We start from the raw sequence: 19,158 nt of genomic DNA, 5'->3' as shown, positions 1-19,158 counted from the left end.
CTCGACATCTTATCAGATGCCATGAGTGACACTGCATAAACAAGGGAAGACAATAAGATGACACATTATATAGGCATAGACGTTAGTAAAAATAAGCTAGATATTGCATGGCTCAAAGACACTGACAAACTAAAATTCAAAACTAAAGTCTTTAAAAATGATCACAGTGACTATGCTGCTCTTATCAACTGGCTAATTGCTAACATTACTGATGACTTAAACAACATCCACATAACCCTTGAAGCTACAGGCGTCTATCACGAGAACATCGCCTACTACCTATTTGATAAAAAGCTTAACGTTAGCATCATCAATCCTGCTTACGTCAAAAGCTATGCTGCTAGTTTAGGAAGTCGCAACAAGACGGATAAGAAAGATAGTATGTTATTAGCCCGCTACACCTATAGTGCTAAGCCTAAATTGTGGACACCGCCGCCAGCAGAGGCGCGTCACCTCAAGTCTTTACTGTCGCGCTTAGACGCGCTACAAGAAGACTTACAACGTGAGCTGAATCGATTGGAAAAAACGGAGGCCACAGACACCGCTCCTATCGTTAAAGCGTCTATTGAGCAGATGATAGTCTCTTTGCAAGCCGCCATTGTTAAGCTCAATGGTGATATTGATGACCATATCGATGGTCATCCCAATTTAAAGCAAGACCAATATCTGCTACAAACTATTAAAGGCGTCGGCCCTGTTGTCTCAAAGCAGATGATGTCGCTGATGCATAATAAGCAGTTTAGTCAAGCGTCGCAAATGGCAGCCTTTTTAGGTCTAGTTCCCAAGCATAGTGAATCAGGGCTATTTAAGGGCAAGTCTCGCTTAGCAAAGAATGGCTCAAGTGCCGTAAGAGCTAAATTGTATATGCCGGCGCTAGTCGCCATTAAGCATAATCCCGACATTAAGGCGCAGTATGAGCGACTGCTTGCTAACGGTAAGTGCAAAATGCAGGCTGTCTGTGCGGCGATGCGTAAGCTTGTGCATATTTGTTTCGGCGTGGTTAAACATCAGCAACCTTACCAAGCAAGAGTTGAGCTAATTAGCACTTGATTTGGCTTTTTTAAGATGGTATCTCTAATTAAAAAATTTGGTCAGACAAAGTGAGCAAAACCACTTGAGTTGAACCAACGAGCGTTTAACCGAGACCAATCGAAAAGCCTTGCTATTTGCAGGGCTTTTTTATGACCCTAATAAAAGTGACTATCTTGGTTTTTACTATGCTAAAAAGTAATAGTTGCGCGAAAGTATTGATAAGCATTACTTTTGTCCCCATTTATCTTATAATATCAACCCTATTTTGTCCTTATCATTGAGGTGAGCGTTATGGCTTTACTCCCTATCTTAAGCTATCCAGACCCGCGCTTACGCACGATTGCGAAGCCTGTCAAGGAAGTCACTGCTGAAATCAAAACCTTAATCGCTGATATGATTGAGACCATGTATGACGCCCAAGGTATTGGTCTGGCTGCCAGTCAAGTCGATCGTCATATTCAGCTCATCGTTATCGATTTGTCAGAAGATAAAAACGATCCAAAGGTTTTTATTAACCCAAAAGTCACGCCATTGGTAGAAGAAAAGCAACCGTACGAAGAAGGTTGTTTGTCAGTCCCTGAGGTCTATGATAAAGTTGAACGCCCTAATAAAGTGCGCATTGAAGCCTTAGATGAGAACGGCGAAAAGATCGATGAAGAAGTCGAAGGCCTACTTGCCGTCTGTATCCAGCATGAGATGGATCATCTAAATGGGGTCATATTCGTCGATTATTTATCACGTCTTAAGCAAACGCGGGCACGTGATAAAGTTCGTAAAGTGCTCAAAATACGTGAAAAGCAAGGTGAGCCAGCCTCTGAAAAGCAGCCGCAAACCACCAACTCTTAATTGGATGCATTTATAGTTAATTCAGGACCTATTGTCCGATTATCTCAAGCATGCATTGGTTTTTATTATTCATCCTATCCTGTGTTAACTTAAGGTTCCCCACCATGACCATGATCAAAATTGACCAATATTTTGACCCTGCCGGCTGGCAGAAATTCACCAAAGCTGCCGAAGGTCGCGAAACCCCATTTTTAGTGGTGGACCTGAGTCGTATCAAAACCAAATATCATGAAATGGTTGGCTTTTTCCCCAATGCCAAGTTGCATTATGCGATGAAAGCCAGCCCTGCTGTCGAAGTCATTAATCTATTGGCTGAACTGGGGTCAAACTTTGATTGTGCATCTATTTATGAGCTTGATCGTGTCCTCGACTGCGGCGTTAAGCCATCGCGTATTTCTTATGGCAACACCATCAAAAAAGCCGAGCACGTCAAATATGCTTTTGAGAAAGGCATTGATTTGTATGCGACCGACTCAGAAGCCGATCTAAAAAATATTGCCAAACACGCTCCTGGTTCAAAAATATTTGTGCGTATCTTGGTACAAGGCTCTGAGACCGCTGAGTGGCCATTGTCTCGTAAGTTTGGTTGCCATCCAAACATGGCAATTGAGCTGTTGATTCAAGCCCGTGATTTGGGTCTGGTGCCTTATGGCATCTCGTTCCATGTGGGTAGCCAGCAAAAAGATGTTGCCGCTTGGGATGATGCCTTAGCCAAGGTTAAATATATGTTTGACTGGATGAAAAACGAAGAAGATATTAAGCTGCAAATGATCAACTTAGGCGGCGGTTTTCCAGCCAATTATATTAGTGAAGTGAATCCCGTAAAAGTTTACGCTGAAGAAATCTCTCGTTATTTGACGGATGATTATGATGAGGAAGATATGCCGGAGATTATCCTAGAACCCGGTCGCTCATTGGTCGGTGGTTCAGGGGTATTGGTCAGTGACGTGGTGCTCATTTCGCGTAAGTCGCATACTGACTTGACGCGTTGGGTCTATACTGATGTGGGTTTGTTCCAAGGCTTAATTGAAACCTTGGGTGAAGCGATTAAATATCCAGTTTATACGCCTAAGATGGAAACCTCAACCAGCGAAGGTACGGTCGTATTGGCCGGTCCAACCTGTGACTCAACCGATATCATGTATGAAGAAGCAGGTTATCAATTACCAGAAGAGCTAGAAATTGGCGATAAAATCTTTTGGTTAACCACGGGTGCGTATACCAACTCGTATTCATCGGTCGAGTTCAATGGTTTCCCACCGTTAGAAGTGGTTTATATTGATTAATTCTCAGTGAATGCTCAGCAATAAGAAAAGCGCGGTACTGTGATTAGCAGTGCCGCGCTTTTTTATGCTTTTTCATCTATCATCTATGCCGCCCATCATTATAATCATTTCTAAATAAAAGAAGCACAGATGTTATAACGCGCTACTGGGACAAATTTTTCTTGCTTGCTGTGCCTACGCAGACAGAGGCTACAAAAAATTAGTCCCAGCAGCACTGTATTCTTTTAAAAAATAGATCAACTATAACTCCTTGAATAACAGGGAACGATGTAATACTAACTACTGCACTAACAGCGAGATAGGCATACTATCAGTGTTATTAACAGTGCGATTACTGCCATAGCTTGAGCGTTGGGTTTGATTATTCTGTGAAATCTGACCGATCGTCACCCACTGTCCACGTGGTACGACAATGGTACTATTTAAGCGCTGACCTTGAATAGCATTATAACTATTTTGCTTATAAGACGAATGAGAACGCACGAGCTGCTCATCAACTTGTGATAACTGCACTTCGACTTGCCCGTTTGGTAGTAGCCGTGGCGTCACAGCAATGCCTTGCGTCGTTGGCAGTAATACTTGCTGCTGAATAATAATCTGCCCCGATGGTCGATTATAAGTTGGATACGTAGTGGCATGATAGGTTTGAGTCAGCGCATAGAGCGTGCCTGTACTAATGCTCGCGGCACTACCAGATAGCGTTTGTACTTGATATAAATTATTGCCTTGCTGCTGACTATTGCGCTGATTAATTATCCCTGAACCCTCAATACCGCGATTGCTAATAATAACCTGACCTTGCTGAATATTACTTTGAGAATCACTATTATTACCAACACGCACAGCAACGGTCAACGGCTGTGGTTGACCGTCAATTTGACTCAGTAATTGCTGTACCGCTTGATAATTAGCGGCGGTGGTATGCAATACCAGCTTATCCTGATAAGTAGACACCGTACCGCCATCGCGACTATTATTCAATTGCTGGCGTACCGCGGGCAACAGTGCATCACCACCATAGGTATGGATGACGTAGGTTTGAAAAGTAGCTGCTTGTACGACTATCGGCAGTACCGTTAAACTTAAAGTAAATGCTATCGGACGCTTATAACTTATGGCTTTGGCAGTTTTTATATTTTTAACAATGTTAAGTATAGCCACTACCCGACCAAAACTCTCTCTTAAATGTTCGCTCAACTTATTCATAATTGACCTCTAACAATAGTTAAACGCTATCAAAAGCCATACTTAGCAGCGACCAAACCATCAGCAAAAACCCTTAGTCATTTAAGTATGAGGTATTTAAGCCTTAGTCATTTAAGCCTAAAACATCCTGCATATTATATTGCCCGACTTCCTGCTTAATTATCCAAGTAGCCGCACGTACCGCACCAGCGGCAAAAGTCATACGCGCGCGCGCACGATGGGTAATCTCAACCACTTCACCATCTGCAATAAACATCACGGTATGGTCACCAATGATTTCACCACCGCGAATGGCATGAATACCAATAGTACCCGCTTTACGTTCACCCGTTTGTCCTTCGCGACCATAGACAGCAACGTCCTTTAAGCTCTGTCCACGCGCCTCTGCGACGGCCTCTGCCATCATATAAGCTGTGCCTGATGGGGCATCGATTTTATGCTTATGATGCGCCTCGATGACCTCTACATCCGCATCAGTGCCAAAGGCTTTGGCTGCCATGCCGAGCAACTTTAATGACAAATTAACGCCTGTTGAATAGTTACCCGCATAAACGATAGCAACTTGCTCACTCGCTTTTGCCAAGACTTTCTCTTGCTGCTCATTGAATCCTGTAGTGCCAATCACCATCGCCACCTTATGCGCTGCACAGATTTGCATATTTTGCTCAGTGGCATCTGGCAAGCTAAAATCAATCAGCACATCGATGTCATTAATGACTGTTTTTAAATCATCGACAATCTGTACATCTAAACGACCAATCGCTGCAACTTCGCCCGCATCTGCACCGACAAGGCTTGAACCTTGACGTTCAATCGCAGCGTTAAGCGCAGTTTGCGAGTTGTCCTGTACCGCTTCAATAAGCATACGCCCCATACGCCCACCGGCACCGATGACACCGACTTTAATAGCTTGGTTTTTTACTTGTTGACTCATATCTCTGTCCTAAATATTTTATTTTTAATAAAGGGATTTTGCATAATATTTATCGTAAGTTTAGCAAATATCAATGTATCAATGTATCAATTGTCTTTGACACACTCAATAAAAAAGCCTAGAGGTTTCATGTGAAACCTCTAGGCTAACTTAACCACTTATTTGAAATGCTTATCCTGTCTAATCTTATGCTGTGTCAACTACTTGCTTTACATATAGCGATTCAGCAATCAGACGTTTTAGTCAAACAACTCACCAATCTTTTTGAAGAATGACTTTTTATGTGGCGACTGTTGATGTTTGCTATCACCATCAAGTGTATCTTGGAATTCGCGTAGTAGCTCTTTTTGCTCACGTGTCAAATTCACTGGCGTCTCGATGACCACACGGCAGATCAAATCCCCTTTCATCGTCGTGCGTACAGGCGTCACGCCCTTGCCGCGCACACGCAGCAACTTACCACTTTGCGTACCTTCGGCGACCTTGATTTTGACTTTGCCATCTAGCGTTGGGATTTCAACTTCTTTACCCAGTGCTGCATCGGTGATGCTAACTGGCACGTCCATATAGAGATCGGCACCTTGACGGGTAAAGACGTTGTGCGGTTTGACGCGTACTTCGACGTATAGATCGCCGTTTTGTACACCTGCGCCGCCCGCTTCACCTTCACCCGCTAAACGCACGCGATCACCATCATCGACGCCCGCTGGGATAGAAACCTCAAGCGTGCGCGATTTGTCTTTGACGCCATTACCATGACAGTCGGGGCAAGGGTTTTTAATCTGTTTACCAGAGCCGCCACACTGTGGGCAAGCTTGCTGCACGGCAAAAAAGCCTTGCTGCATACGCACTTGGCCCTGACCATGACACATCTGACACGTCACGACATCAGAGGCGTCTTTTGCGCCCTTACCATCACAAGTCTCGCACGGCGCAGGTGCGGTAAAGCTGATTTCTTTTTTGCAGCCGCGTACCGCTTCTTCTAAAGTCAGCTCAATCACATAACGCAAGTCCGAGCCGCGACGTGAACGCCCACCGCCGCCGCCACGTGATTGACCAAAGATATCGCCAAAGTTGCCAAAGATATCGCCAAAGATGTCTTGGAAGTTGCCGCCACCAGCACCGCCGAAGCCGCCACCGCCCATGCCATTTTCAAAGGCTGAATGCCCCATACGGTCGTAGGCCGAGCGCTTATCTTCATCGCTAAGCACTTCATAAGCCATCGAGGCTTCTTTAAACTTGTCTTCAGCATCAGGATCATCAGAATTGCGGTCTGGATGGTATTTCATGGCCAGCTTGCGGTAGGCTCGCTTAATTTCCTTGCTGTCAGCGGTCTTGCTGACACCTAATACTTCATAAAAATCGCGCTTACTCATGGGCTCTCCTATCGTCTTTACAGTGCCGCCGGCTGGTCGATTCATCAACCCTAATCAATTATCACCTTGTTTTTATACGCAGTTGTCCTTAAAGGTTTCACATGAAACATGGCAGACTGCGAATACGGAGGCGATAATATTATGAATCTTATAAGCGAATACGGCGGGATGCTGCTTAGCCAAATCAATTATTAAAAGTTTGCGCTATTTATGGAGATGCCAAGATGATTTATCAAGCGCTTGGATGCTGAAATTCTGACTTATGAAGTTTTAAGCCTGTTAAAAAAGGTTTTATTAAGAATTGAGCAAAGGTTTTTATACCTTTATCAAGGCTGGCCATGCTAATATTTAGCGCCATATTAATGGGGTTTTAAATCCCATTTTTGAGATTTACCGCCATTCCGTTTGTGCTAAGGTAGCAATTTTTATGAAAAAGCTGATTGTTTTATTGATTGTCATTGCAGTCGCGGTCTATGGCGGCTCGCCTTATTACAGCGCTTATCAGCTCAAAAACGCTTATGATGCCAAAGACGGTGCTGCTATCGCTGCCGCCATTGATTACGAACAGCTGCGTCCAAGTATCCAAACGCAATTGACCGATCAATTTGCCAATACCATGACCCATTATCCATTGGTTGCTGAGTTGGGTGGTGCGCCTTTGACTGAGGCGGCAAATGGCTTCATTACACAGGCAGTCGCTGGTGCAATCACCCCACAAAATATCGAAAAACTGATTAATACTCAAGGGCAAGCCAATAGCGCGACCAAGGAGCTGGCCGCTGCATGGGCAATCGCTAGCAACCAAGTCGATCTTAAAAATCTGATTCAAAACTTAATCATCCAGCGCGGCGATGTCAATGCGGTGGTTCAAAATCAGATGCAGCAAATCATGAAAAAACAAGCGGCGGAACTTGAGCAGCAGGCCGCCCAAGGGTCAGACAGTGATAAGCCAACATTGAGCTATTGCGGTATCAATTGCTTCACTATCAGCGGTCAAGTTAAAGGCTACCCGCTCACTGTAGAGATGCAGCGCAACGGTTTGATTGATTGGAAAATCGTTGATATCGTCTTGCCATAACATAATGTGAATGGCTATTGGGGAATTTTTCTATAGAGCGTTTTAACTTATTCTACTTCTGAAACCTCTAAATATAGTCAATTTAAAATAAAATCGACACGCTAATATTGCCAGTGCTACTGGGATAAATTTTACTTGCTTGCTGTGTCTACGCTGACAGAGGCTGCGCAAAATTCATCCCAGCAGCACTGTATTGGTTTTTTATAATGATTCAACTATAATCAGCGTTCTCAAAATTGTAAATTGCACGACGCGATCCATTATTTCCCAAGCTACTGTTGCCCAAGATTTCTCTTACTGACCTGCTCATCGAATTACAGGCGGTAGGAATACCGCCCAAAGTTATACGATAAACGTGATATCTTCTTAGGCATAATAGCAGGATGATTTATCGTACGGCGATGGTCGCGCCAGCAGCACGTTCAATTAATTGCGCTACTGGCGCATCGGGGCTCAAAGTACCAAAGGTCAATCCGTGTTCGCCTGCAATGCGCGAACGGCAGAATTCCGTCGCGATGTCTGTATGATCACCCAGCAGAAAAATCGACGCCTGCAGCATCAATGCCAAGCGCTCAATCACATAGCGACTTCGGAACTCAAGCGTCTCGATATCGTCGAAGCGTTGCGCCAAACATTTGAGTTCGGCATCATAATGGGCATTCTTACCAGCAGCATTCTGCAATTCGGCAAATAGAGCGTCCCACGTTTCCGGCTCTTTGCGCAAAGCGCGTAATACATCGAGGCACTGCACATTGCCACTGCCCTCCCAGATAGAATTCAATGGCGCTTGCCGATAAAGGCGCGGCAGGATGTTTTCTTCTACATAGCCGATACCGCCCAAACACTCCTGCGCTTCATTCACCAATACGGGGGTGCGCTTGCATATCCAGTACTTGCCAATGGCAGTCGCAATGCGTGCCAATGCAGTCTCATGTGGGTCTTTGCCACTCATTTCAACCGCACGAGCAACGCGCATGGTCAGAGCGATGGCGGCTTCTGACTCCAAAGCCAAATCAGCCAGCACGTTGCGCATCAAAGGCTGGTCGACCAGTAGTTTGCCAAAAGCCTCGCGCTGACTGGTATGATGAATCGCCTGCACAACGGCTTGGCGCATTTGTGCTGACGAGCCAATCATACAATCCAATCGGGTTAACGCCACCATCTCTAAAATGGTAACGATGCCGCGTCCTTCTATACCAACCAATTCACCAAACGCGCCTTGGAACTCGACCTCGGATGAGGCATTGGACCAATCGCCCAGCTTATCCTTTAATCGTTGTATTCGAACCGCGTTGCGCGTGCCATCGGGCAAAAAGCGCGGTACTAAGAAACAGCTAAGACCGCCTTCGGTCTGTGCCAGCACCAAATGCGCATCACACATTGGCGCTGAAAAAAACCATTTATGACCGATGATCTCATAGCTTCCATCTTCTCGGCGAAGCGCTCTGGTGGTATTGCGCCGTAGGTCTGAGCCGCCTTGTTTTTCGGTCATGCCCATACCGATAGTACAGCCTGTTTTTTGTTCCATTGGCAGGCTACGTGGATCATATTCTGCTGATAAGAGCTTGGGCAACCATTTTTCTGCCAGTGCCGGTGCATGGCGTAGCGCCGGAATCGCTGCATAAGTCATCGACATTGGGCAACCAAAACCCGCATCTGCCTGCGAGCCAAGATACATCACCGCCGCCCGTGCCACATGCGCCCCATCACGATTTTCATGGCGCCAAGCAAAGCTACTCATGCCATATTCTATCCCAGCTGCCATCAACTCATGATAGGCAGGATGAAATTCGACCTCGTCTATACGACGACCATAGCGGTCAAAAGCGCGAAGTTTAGGAGGATTTTCATTGGCGGCAAAACCACTATCAATCAAATCACCACCAGTACGAGCGCCAAAGGCACTCAGATGATCCTGCGCCCATAATCCGCCCTCGCGAGCAACTGCTTCCATCAAGGCTATGTCTGTCTGCCATGCATTATAATTTTCTAGCACAACCGGCTGATTGCACACCTCATGTGTATTGAATTGGTTCATCGTTGACAACATCCTTGTTTGATAGGCCGTCTTGCCTTGTCCTCTCTATAGTACGATGTTAATATTACATATGGAATCATATTTTGTCAAAAACTGTAATATATCTTGGCCAACGCCGCGCCTTCTTCTGCTGCGTCTACTGACTGTAGCGGACGAGGAAACCTTGACGGCTGCAGAGGCCGTTCGCGCGGGTGCACTATTTGATATGACCGAAAATAGCGTGCGCGTGACCATGGCACGGCTGACACAAGCGGGACTGGTCGAGGCAGTCGATGCTGCTATTTATCGATTGGGTGCTAAAGGGCAAAAACTGGGTGCTGATGTAGCGGCATGGTCGACGGCGGATCAGCGCGTGACAGAATGGGACAGCACATGGATCGCCGTTACCACGGGCGGCCTACCACGTAGCGACCGTAAAGTGCTCCGTGCCCGTGCACGCGCGCTCTCCTTGTTAGGCTTTCGAGAGCTAGATACCGGTCTTTATCTGCGCCCAAACAATCTATCGGGCGGCGTCGATACCGTACGCGCACGACTGTTAGATCTCGGCTTGGGAGAGGAAGCTGCCGTTTTTAAAGCCAGCGTCTTTGATAGCGTTCGACAGGAAAAAGCCTTATCACTTTGGTCTGATATGCAGCTGGAAGCAAGCTATAAAGAAATCTCACAACGATTGAATGACTGGTTGGCCACAAAAGATAAGTTACCACGTGAGGCTGCCTTGCGTGACGTCTATCTGCTCGGTGATGCCGGTATCCGCAGCGTAATTTTTGATCCGCTGCTGCCCGCACCGCTGGTCAATGAGACCGAACGGCAACAGTTCTTTGCTACCGTCAGACGCTTCAATAATGAAGGTCGCCGCCTGTGGTATGCGTTTTTTAAGGAAAGTAATTTATGAAAAGAGTCGTTTTAAAAGTGATATTTTAAAATCGAGACAAGCCAGCCGAGTGCACGCGATATATTAGTATGGATAGCGAAGTTGATGCTGTTGCAGTTTTATAATGGACAGGTTATAAGAAGTTGATTTATAAGTTAGTTGATCCATAAATTACTTAATGCCCAAAAACTCTAAAAATTCTGCACTCTCAAAGCTCGCTTGATAAAGAACGCCATCCTCACGGTAAATAGCAGGTGTAGCCATTACTGCCAGTCCCGCTGCTTTTTCTCGGTTGGGCGTCACATAATCAGCATTACAACTGGTGGCGGCTGGCGTCATTTTTCCACTTAACATGGCTTTATCAAAGGCTTTGCGACGGCTCTCTTTATCAGCTTGACACCAGATACCACGCATTTGCGCAGGCGACTGCTCATATATCGGATAAGCAATGGTTTTTACCGTGACACCTTTGGCATTGAGCACAGGGAGTTGTTGGTGAAACCTGCGGCAATAAGGGCAATTTACGTCGGTCGCCACATAAATAATGGCTTTCTCAGCACTGAGAGCAGGATAAATAATCAATTGCGACTCATCTAAAGTCGCAAACACAGATTGATTTTTACGCTTTTCAAACTCTAAATCAAGTCCGGTAAATTGTCCGTTTTCGATAACAGATATCTCGCCATCAGTGATGTACTGTGCATCATCCGATAGCAAAAAAGGCACCCCTTCTAATGTTGCTCCCCAGATAACGCCCGGCACTGCCGTATAAAAGAAAGGTGTTTTAGCGCTCATATTTTTCAGCGCACTCATATTGGCGAGTAGCGATGACTTGACGGTAGCACTGACCGGCTTGCCTATTTGGTCACGATTACTACGGACTGGCGTTTTTGTCACGACCCGCTTGCTGGGGTTTTTCTGTAGCTCGCCTTGGATGACATAATTGCCATCCTTAGTGATATGCAGTGGTAGCTGCCCTACTAGGTTGACTTGATACATATTAGGCAACTTAGAAGGCACAATCGAGGTTATCTGTGTCTTAATCCCTGCTTGCGTTAGTAACTGGCGTAAGCGCTTGTCCACCGACTGGCCTACCGTACCAGCGGCTGGCGTGGTTTGCACGCTTGAGCTGAGTTTGTTATTAATGGCATCAGTGGCACTCGGCTGGGCACAGGCTGTCGTCGCCAATAGTATCGCGCTCATCAAACCAGCAGACTTTAATACAAGTTGTTTCACGGAGACAGTCCTATTTGTTATAAAAGAAGTGTTTTAACAGACGTGTTCGGCAAGTTTCTCTAACAAGCATTCACTTCATTATGCAAAAACATAGATTAAAAAGATAACGGGACTTTAGCATATGCGCTAACTTTGACAGCGATTAAAAGGCCAAATTTGCAAAATTGCTACTGAGCTTTAAGAGACAGGCAATACAAATATAGATAGGTCAATATAAAAAGGATAAAGCGAGGCTGGGATAATTTTTTGCAGCCTCTGTCGGCGTAGGCACAGCAAGCAAGCAAGAAAAATTTGTACCAGCTCCGTGCGTTATATCGTGTATCTGCTTTATTCAGTATCGACTATAGCTGAAAGAAATGACAGGCAGCAAAAAGCAGCGCACTTTAATAGTGGCTGCTCATGTTAAATCTTATTTTCACAAATTATTTTAGGGTTCAATAAGGCGAAAATTTAGAATTTGGCGACTTCTTCTTCGGTTAAGAAGCGACTATCGCCTTTTTCCAAACCGTCTAAAGTGATATGACCAATACTGGCGCGATGCAGCTCAGTCACTCTATTACCAAAGTAACCCATCATGCGTTTTACTTGATGGTACTTGCCCTGCTCTAAAGTTAAACGCGCATGAGTCTCATCGATGAACTCAAGAACCGCAGGCTTGGTTTCTTCATGTTCGCCTTCTAATAAGATACCTTCAGCCACTTCTTTAACAGCATTGGCTTGAGCGTCGCTGTCCATCGCTTCAGCCAAGGTCAGCTCATAAATCTTGGCATGGGCATGTTTAGGGCTGGTGACACGGTGCAACCATTTGCCATCATCACTGATGAGCAACGCACCAGTCGTATCGACATCGAGGCGACCCGCAATACGTAAGCTGCCAAGCTCTGGTACCGAAATCAGCTCGGTGACGATAGGATGTTCTTTAACTTTTAAGGTACATTCAAAACCTTCAGGCTTATGCAGGAGTATATAGCGATTGCCCGCCGCGACCGATAGTGGCTCGCCTGCCCACATGACATCATCGTTGACGATATCGACATGGACGCCAGGATCTTTGATTATCTGATCATTGACCGTGATTTCACCCGCGTGCATAATCTTTTTGGATTCTTTGCGCGACAGTTCAGTGGCTTTACTAATAAATTTATCTAAACGCATACGATTGACTACCATCAGTGTTATGTTACCACTCCCAACTCTGCCGCTAACGGAATGAACTTAACGAAATCGCTAATTCTATCCGCCGCGCCAAGGCTACTAGATTAGCACTTAGGCGCGACTCGCTCGTTATCTTTAAGCGTGAGAAATGGTACTATAATGAAAAATTAAATGAACACTGCGCCAAATATGGACAACAGTGAAAGTTAGACAAGTTTACCATATCCTACCTAGACCTGATGAAATATGAGCTATCAAACGCTAAAACGTGCCGTCACTGCCCGCCTAGAAATCAAAAAATCTGATTTTATCGCTTATGCGTATCCGGTACACTCACGTGAGCAAGCAATGTTTCACGTGGAACAGCTGCGCGTACAATATGCGGATGCCCGTCACTACTGCTGGGCCTATATCATTGGTGACCCTGATAATACCACCAGCGCTGGCTTTGACGACGATGGCGAGCCGAGTGGTACCGCAGGACGTCCGATATTAAATGTCTTACAACACAAATCTATTGGCAACGTCATCATCATTGTGGTGCGTTATTTTGGCGGTATTAAACTGGGCGCTGGCGGTCTGACCCGTGCCTATGCAGGTTCTGCGCAAGCGGCGGTCGACCAGATGATTTTAAGCCCTTATGTAGCCATGAGCCGAGTGCAAATACTCGCAGAATTTGCGACCGAAGCGCAATGCCGCTATGTGGTTGAGAGTCTAAACGGTCGTATTGATGAGGTCGCTTACAGTAAGCAAGTCACTTTGACCGTGACGCTTGCTGAGGCAGATATTGAGACTTTAAAAGAACGCCTTGCGATGGATGGGCGGGTATTGGATGAAACATGAATTCAACCTCAAAACATCAAAAAGCCATCAAAAATTTGAGTAATCATGCGTTCACTGAAAGTCTTTGGTTTTCAATATATCTATCGGTATTATACGCTTACTCTCAACACTAACGGTAAGATCACGCCATGCAAACCTACAACCTCCCCGACCATTTCAACCCCACGCCTTTTAAGCCGCCATTTTGGCTTTCTAACCCGCATCTGCAAAGTATCTTGCCCAAGTTTTTTGCACCAGCAGCACCGACGTATCGTCGGATGGTGATGCAAGACTCTCTAGGTGAGACTGATATTGCTTATGACTTTTATGATGCGCACCCTATAAAAGCAATCGAAAATGATGAGCGTGAACAAACACCTTTAATCGTCTTGTTTCATGGTATGGAAGGCAGTAGCGACAGTCATTATGCGCGGGTTTTGGCGTATCAAATGCACGCGCAAGGCTGGCACTTTGTGGTGGCGCACTTTCGCAGTTGTGGCGGTATTCCTGCTAATGGTCGAGTCTTTTATAATGCCGGTGACACCGATGAAGTGCATCACGCGCTACAAAACCTCAGCGAGCGATATGCCAATATTTATGCGGCTGGGGTGTCACTGGGTGGCAATGCCTTGGCAAAATACATGGGCGAATATGGGGATAAAGCCATCTGCAAGGGTGCTGCGGTCATCTCTGCGCCTGTCGATATGTCATCGGCGGCGCTCAATATGCACAGCTTTCTGAGCCATCGTATTTATACGCCATATCTACTCAATCCTATCATCAAAAAAGCACTGGCAAACGACATCACCAAAGAAGAAATCGATGCCATCAAAGCGGTCAATCGTATCAGCGACTTTGATGACATCTTTACCGCACCGCGTCATGGCTACCGCTCCAACAATCACTATTACCAATCTTCCTCTGCGCTCCCGTATTTGATTAATGTGACCAAGCCTTTATTATTAATCAGTGCCAAAGATGACCCTTTTATTGGCTTTACCGCGACGCCAAATGATGTCTCTGACAGCGTCACTCTCATCGACACCGATCATGGCGGGCATATCGGTTATTTGCGATATCGTTCAGATAAAGATAAATCTACCCATCTTTATAAAAAATCAAGATTTGATATCAATTGGATACCTGAAACTGTCAGCGCTTACTTTCACTCTATTGGCGTGCCTTTTAATAATAAATGATACTCTAGTAAATGAGACTTTGGCACGCTAAATACTATTGTTCAACTTTTGAGACTGTTCTATGTATCCTTTTCTACGCTATAGCAAATCTATCGTGAGTGCGGTTATCGCGAACAAAAAAGGTCAGTCTTTAGATCTGGCGCAGACTAGTGAAGTGATGGTTCGTTGTAGCCTCACGGATCTCGATCCTATGCTAGAGATGAATAATGGTCGGGTGTTAACCGTCTATGATATAGGACGTACTGATTTTATTATCCGTACTGGTCTTGGGCGTTTATTGCTCAAACAGCGTTGGGGTATGGTAGTGGCTGGCAGCACGATTCAGTACCGTAAACGTATTCGTCTGTTGGACAAAATCACAATTAGGACGCATATCGTCGGTATAGACGAGCGCTGGATATATCTGGAGCATTCTATGTGGGTAAAGGGCAAGCCATGCTCGTCTATGCTGCTAAGAACTGGCGTCACGGAAGGTGGTAGAGTGGTAGATACTGCACGGGTGTTAGAAGGACTAGGTAAAGCAGACTTAAAATTGCCACCGACTGGTTATGTCGCTGAATGGATAGAGAGTGATAGTGATCGCCCGTGGCCGCCTGAGGGTTGATGGTTTTAAAAGGTCATAATTTGGTTGTCAAAACTAGGTTATGACCTTTGTCTCATTTAAGCGTACTTAACACGAAACTCTTCAACCTTTTGCAGTATCTCATCGACTGTCCCTTGTAGTTCTGGACCCATTCGTAAATACTCTTGTTGACGTTCGTCTGGTAGTAAAGAGATAGTAGCGTAATAAAAAGGTTTTAACTCTTCTTTAAAATCAGACTCTATAATTATGCTAAAACATATTTCATTTTGTCCTTTTGATAGCAACATAATAATGATATTTTCGAAAAACATATATACTAACTCTTCATTATCTATTTGTAAAAGCTCATCTAGAAAGTCAACCTTCTTCATTTTTTCGAAAAATGATTTGAAACTGTCGAAATCATTATTCCATAAAGAATATATGCAATAAGAATGCACCATTGCTATTCGACCTAATTCAATGTCTACATTTCTTATGACTTCTGATAGTATTTTGAAAAAAACTTCCTTGTATTCATAGAAGTTGTTGTTAAACACAATAGATAATAGGTATGAAGCTTCAAGTGGAGCAAAGTTAGTTTTTTGGAAAAGCTTCAGACCGTAAACCTCTGGAATAAATTTTTCCTGATCCACTAAAAACAATGTGTGCAAGTTAAATAGGTAGTCTTTTATGGTTAATTTCTTAAAGTTACTTTCTAGTAACTGATAAGCTTTTTCTATTTTATCTTTATTAATTAACTCTCTTAACGGTATTTCTATATTTTTATAATTACTATCTTGGTAATTAACTATTCCGAATTTATCTTTAGATCTTATACTATTTATAATTGACTTCTTAATTTCATTATCAATTTTTTCTGAAGCTAAAAGTGCGTTAAAATATACATCAGATACATTAGCTTGATCATTTTCAATGTGGAAAGCAGCTTCCACGAACCTTGTTGATAACTCTCTTTCATCGCACCAACTTTCTAGAAATCGAGTCAACCATAGAACACGACGTTTATCTGACTGACTGCCATAGCGCATCAAATACCAAATATTAAAAAATCGTTCTTTAATAATATAAAGGTGATTCTTGGTATTCGTTTCAATTTTATCCACTATCCATTGTTGCTGTAGCTTTACCAACTGTGCAGATACAGTCTTGCTTGGCAGGCGTGTTTGTTCCGCTATCTCTTTGGTACTCATCGCATCCCAGTTCATCGCTATCGTATGTACAATCGCCTTTTGCTGGCGTGATAAGTCATCCATTCGATGCTTATATAAAGGTGTGGTCTTATCGATCGTTTCTTCTAAATAAGCATAGCTACTCTCTTTTGCCCCTTCCATGATAATTTGAAATAGCAAAACGATGGTACGCGGTACACCATCCGTTAAGCGTCTGACTGCTTCTATACGTTCAGGGTGATCAGTAATAATTTCTTCAATCGTTTTGATTGCTTCTTCACCAGTTTGTTTCGCCAAAGAGCGTAACAATTCGTGCATTTCTGTTTCGTTGATCGGTTTTAAATTGACCAATTTAAAAAACTGATAAAATGGCGCTGCACCGTCAAAATGCGCTTCAAGCAATTGACTAGAACCACCAATCAACCGAATTTGTGGATGCAAACTCAGTACTTCACGAAGCTGTGCATGTTCAATATCGTCAAAATCTTTAAATAACTCTCCTAAATTATCAACGAATACTATTATTTTCTGCCCATTTTTATCTAAATGGCTTTGTATCAATTCCCAAGCAATTTCGGCACTGTCATCTAAATTTGAGACTTGCTCAAAAAGTTCTGTGTATATATCAGCTCTTTGCTCTGCAAGCTTTTCAGCAATACGTAACCAAAAAGTGAATAGTGACAAGATGCCATATTCTTCTTCATTGAGTAGAATAGGAATTAACCAACTACTTAACTCTTCATCTTCATCCACTTCATTTGCTAGGCGTGATAGCAGTGTAGTTTTTCCTGCCCCTCGCACACCTTGAACTAAATAATGTATCTCAGGAGATTGCATAGAGCCGGTCTGAATATCTTTCCAAATACGTTGATATTCCTTTTTACGTATACTGAATCGAGCTTTCAACACTTCACTATCAACATTCTGTGTGTTATATAGCAACACTGAATTACTCTTTGGCGTAATAGTATTAGCTTCCATAGCGATCCCACCAGCGTTTTAGTAGAGGAGATGTAAATTGATAGACTTCTGCTTCATCTTGATAGAGATAACCATCATTCAATAGACAATTCATAATATATCTGTGATTTAAAGTCTCTTTAAAGTCAGGATGCTGAGAAAGATTGAATAACTCACCCTTAGTGGTTGGTGTAGTAGTGCAGATTAAATCTAATATTTGATAAGCGTATTTTTGCTCTAATGCACTTAATCGATTTAGGCGGTCGCGCCAATGTGCAAAGTTAGTAGTATTAGACTGCGTGAATAATGCATTAATAGCTACCTCTACATCAATGCTACTTATAGCGCGTTCTTCTTCATCAGCTATATCACACAACTGACCACATACTAGCCCTAGATAATAAGGCATATTCCAGCCTACAGCTGTGATAATAGCGTCTTTAGTCTCCATATCTAAACTCAAATCAGCATTGTATCGATTCATATAAAAATCGATAAACTCTAAAGCTTCAGAATCAGTAAGCGGACGAATATAAGCGCTGGATAGCATATTAATACGGTCAGTCACGCCTAATTTCTCTGCTAAAGTATCAAGACCTATCGAGCCTGTTAAGATAAATTGTACTTTTTCATTAAATTCTGGATCTTGGCATAAAGCACGGATTCCTGACAAGAAGTGTTCAACTCCTTGCTTACCATCATTTTCAGAAACTCTTTCTAAAACGTCTGGGAACTCATCTATGGCAATTATGACTGTGTCGCTACCATTTTTTAGGCTTTCATATAATAGATCCCGAATCACCTCATGGGTAATTATTGTTTTTTTGACTTCTTTTCCATTCAAATCCAAGTCAATATTAGTAGGACTGAGCGCTAAACTAAAATTAATATTTTTTGCTTTCTCAATGAATGCGTTTTTAATTTTGTCAAAACGTTTAACATGATCTGAACGATAAATTTCACGTAATAGTTTTTCGTAGAAGGTTTGTTCACTATCACAAGCTTGGACAAACACATAAACAACAGCGTAGCCTGGTTTAGGATTATTCTTAATATGAGCAATTAACGAAGTTTTACCGACTCGCCTCGGAGCAAGTAATAACACGTGCGAACCTTGTTCTATCTGTCGCCACAGTCTTTTTTCATCCTTCGGTCTAGAGAAATATTTATCTCCAGTGACAACAATTCCAGTACTCATAAACTTTCTCATTTGACTACAAATTTATAGTTATAATACTTAGCTACAAAACCGTAGTCAAATATTTTAACTACAACTTCGTAGTCAAAACTCTCTCTTCTGCCCTATTCAGTAACTAAATAAACACTATCCAACACGCGCACCGCTTTCCTCTGCTACAGTAAGC

Annotated in this window: 16 protein-coding genes; 8 read left to right on the top strand and 8 right to left on the bottom strand. The window is 43.6% G+C overall.

The features are described from left to right. Positions 1-57 precede the first annotated feature (57 nt). From W293_RS0113560 to W293_RS0113550, 3 genes are all read left to right on the top strand, one after another. Positions 58-1,050 (top strand): IS110 family transposase, encoded by a 993-nt coding sequence (locus tag W293_RS0113560; protein WP_025651576.1) that lies wholly within the window; start codon positions 58-60, stop codon positions 1,048-1,050. Between the two features lie 273 nt (positions 1,051-1,323). Next, positions 1,324-1,878: a peptide deformylase gene (def, locus tag W293_RS0113555; protein ID WP_025652947.1), complete on the top strand. Its 555-nt coding sequence runs from the start codon at positions 1,324-1,326 to the stop codon at positions 1,876-1,878. A 110-nt stretch (positions 1,879-1,988) separates the two neighbouring features. Then, a complete protein-coding gene (locus W293_RS0113550; RefSeq protein ID WP_025652946.1) occupies positions 1,989-3,164 on the top strand; it encodes a type III PLP-dependent enzyme in 1,176 nt (391 codons plus the stop codon). Between the two features lie 279 nt (positions 3,165-3,443). Here W293_RS0113550 and W293_RS0113545 read toward each other — a convergent pair whose 3' ends face one another. From W293_RS0113545 to dnaJ, 3 genes are all read right to left on the bottom strand, one after another. Beyond that, the gene (locus W293_RS0113545) at positions 3,444-4,370 is read right to left on the bottom strand and encodes a hypothetical protein (RefSeq protein WP_025652945.1); all 927 of its coding nucleotides are present in this window, start codon (positions 4,368-4,370) and stop codon (positions 3,444-3,446) included. A 103-nt stretch (positions 4,371-4,473) separates the two neighbouring features. Continuing rightward, entirely contained in the window at positions 4,474-5,304 is an 831-nt protein-coding gene (gene dapB / locus W293_RS0113540) for a 4-hydroxy-tetrahydrodipicolinate reductase (RefSeq protein ID WP_025652944.1), read from the bottom strand. 239 nt (positions 5,305-5,543) lie between these two features. Next, positions 5,544-6,680, bottom strand: coding sequence for a molecular chaperone DnaJ (dnaJ, locus tag W293_RS0113535; protein ID WP_025652943.1), 1,137 nt, complete (start codon positions 6,678-6,680; stop codon positions 5,544-5,546). A 427-nt stretch (positions 6,681-7,107) separates the two neighbouring features. Between dnaJ and W293_RS0113525 the strand changes: the two genes are divergently transcribed. After that, the gene (locus W293_RS0113525; RefSeq protein ID WP_025652942.1) at positions 7,108-7,758 is read left to right on the top strand and encodes a DUF2939 domain-containing protein; all 651 of its coding nucleotides are present in this window, start codon (positions 7,108-7,110) and stop codon (positions 7,756-7,758) included. Between the two features lie 388 nt (positions 7,759-8,146). Here the strand turns inward: W293_RS0113525 and W293_RS0113520 are convergent, their stop codons facing one another. Next, complete coding sequence (locus W293_RS0113520; protein WP_227502391.1) at positions 8,147-9,796, bottom strand: isovaleryl-CoA dehydrogenase; 1,650 nt, start codon at positions 9,794-9,796, stop codon at positions 8,147-8,149. 70 nt (positions 9,797-9,866) lie between these two features. On the opposite strand from W293_RS0113520, the gene W293_RS0113515 reads away from it, so the two are divergent. Then, a complete protein-coding gene (locus W293_RS0113515; protein ID WP_025652940.1) occupies positions 9,867-10,688 on the top strand; it encodes a hypothetical protein in 822 nt (273 codons plus the stop codon). A 150-nt stretch (positions 10,689-10,838) separates the two neighbouring features. Here the strand turns inward: W293_RS0113515 and W293_RS0113510 are convergent, their stop codons facing one another. Together W293_RS0113510 and W293_RS0113505 are read right to left on the bottom strand one after the other, a co-directional pair. Next, positions 10,839-11,903 (bottom strand): disulfide isomerase DsbC N-terminal domain-containing protein, encoded by a 1,065-nt coding sequence (locus tag W293_RS0113510; protein WP_025652939.1) that lies wholly within the window; start codon positions 11,901-11,903, stop codon positions 10,839-10,841. A gap of 450 nt (positions 11,904-12,353) precedes the next feature. After that, positions 12,354-13,058: a pseudouridine synthase gene (locus W293_RS0113505; RefSeq protein ID WP_025652938.1), complete on the bottom strand. Its 705-nt coding sequence runs from the start codon at positions 13,056-13,058 to the stop codon at positions 12,354-12,356. A 246-nt stretch (positions 13,059-13,304) separates the two neighbouring features. On the opposite strand from W293_RS0113505, the gene W293_RS0113500 reads away from it, so the two are divergent. The 3 genes from W293_RS0113500 (at position 13,305) to W293_RS0113490 (ending at position 15,683) form a co-directional block, all read left to right on the top strand. After that, positions 13,305-13,901 (top strand): YigZ family protein, encoded by a 597-nt coding sequence (locus W293_RS0113500; RefSeq protein WP_025652937.1) that lies wholly within the window; start codon positions 13,305-13,307, stop codon positions 13,899-13,901. 128 nt (positions 13,902-14,029) lie between these two features. After that, complete coding sequence (locus W293_RS0113495; RefSeq protein WP_025652936.1) at positions 14,030-15,079, top strand: YheT family hydrolase; 1,050 nt, start codon at positions 14,030-14,032, stop codon at positions 15,077-15,079. A gap of 61 nt (positions 15,080-15,140) precedes the next feature. Further along, the gene (locus W293_RS0113490; RefSeq protein ID WP_025652935.1) at positions 15,141-15,683 is read left to right on the top strand and encodes an acyl-CoA thioesterase; all 543 of its coding nucleotides are present in this window, start codon (positions 15,141-15,143) and stop codon (positions 15,681-15,683) included. Positions 15,684-15,739: 56 nt separating this feature from the next. Here W293_RS0113490 and W293_RS0113485 read toward each other — a convergent pair whose 3' ends face one another. Continuing rightward, on the bottom strand, positions 15,740-17,815 hold the full coding sequence (locus W293_RS0113485; RefSeq protein ID WP_025652933.1) for an ATP-binding protein: 2,076 nt from the start codon (positions 17,813-17,815) through the stop codon (positions 15,740-15,742). Continuing rightward, a complete protein-coding gene (locus W293_RS0113480; protein ID WP_156915657.1) occupies positions 17,805-18,992 on the bottom strand; it encodes a hypothetical protein in 1,188 nt (395 codons plus the stop codon). Before W293_RS0113480 ends, W293_RS0113485 begins: the two co-directional genes overlap by 11 nt. Between the last annotated feature and the right edge of the window lie 166 nt (positions 18,993-19,158).

The organism is Psychrobacter sp. TB67 (genome assembly GCF_000511065.1).
Taxonomy (GTDB): Bacteria; Pseudomonadota; Gammaproteobacteria; order Pseudomonadales; family Moraxellaceae; genus Psychrobacter; species Psychrobacter okhotskensis.
Note: the sequence above shows the minus strand (reverse complement) of the source record. Positions and strands in the feature narration are given on the sequence as shown.

Bases quoted from the DNA above. Each gene is read 5' to 3' on its own strand.
- W293_RS0113560 (WP_025651576.1), top strand. From the start codon at position 58: ATGACACATTATATAGGCATAGACGTTAGTAAAAATAAGCTAGATATT.
- def (WP_025652947.1), top strand. From the start codon at position 1,324: ATGGCTTTACTCCCTATCTTAAGCTATCCAGACCCGCGCTTACGCACG.
- W293_RS0113550 (WP_025652946.1), top strand. From the start codon at position 1,989: ATGATCAAAATTGACCAATATTTTGACCCTGCCGGCTGGCAGAAATTC.
- W293_RS0113545 (WP_025652945.1), bottom strand. From the start codon at position 4,370: ATGAATAAGTTGAGCGAACATTTAAGAGAGAGTTTTGGTCGGGTAGTG.
- dapB (WP_025652944.1), bottom strand. From the start codon at position 5,304: ATGAGTCAACAAGTAAAAAACCAAGCTATTAAAGTCGGTGTCATCGGT.
- dnaJ (WP_025652943.1), bottom strand. From the start codon at position 6,680: ATGAGTAAGCGCGATTTTTATGAAGTATTAGGTGTCAGCAAGACCGCT.
- W293_RS0113525 (WP_025652942.1), top strand. From the start codon at position 7,108: ATGAAAAAGCTGATTGTTTTATTGATTGTCATTGCAGTCGCGGTCTAT.
- W293_RS0113520 (WP_227502391.1), bottom strand. From the start codon at position 9,796: ATGAACCAATTCAATACACATGAGGTGTGCAATCAGCCGGTTGTGCTA.
- W293_RS0113515 (WP_025652940.1), top strand. From the start codon at position 9,867: ATGGAATCATATTTTGTCAAAAACTGTAATATATCTTGGCCAACGCCG.
- W293_RS0113505 (WP_025652938.1), bottom strand. From the start codon at position 13,058: ATGCGTTTAGATAAATTTATTAGTAAAGCCACTGAACTGTCGCGCAAA.
- W293_RS0113500 (WP_025652937.1), top strand. From the start codon at position 13,305: ATGAGCTATCAAACGCTAAAACGTGCCGTCACTGCCCGCCTAGAAATC.
- W293_RS0113495 (WP_025652936.1), top strand. From the start codon at position 14,030: ATGCAAACCTACAACCTCCCCGACCATTTCAACCCCACGCCTTTTAAG.
- W293_RS0113490 (WP_025652935.1), top strand. From the start codon at position 15,141: ATGTATCCTTTTCTACGCTATAGCAAATCTATCGTGAGTGCGGTTATC.
- W293_RS0113485 (WP_025652933.1), bottom strand. From the start codon at position 17,815: ATGGAAGCTAATACTATTACGCCAAAGAGTAATTCAGTGTTGCTATAT.
- W293_RS0113480 (WP_156915657.1), bottom strand. From the start codon at position 18,992: ATGAGTACTGGAATTGTTGTCACTGGAGATAAATATTTCTCTAGACCG.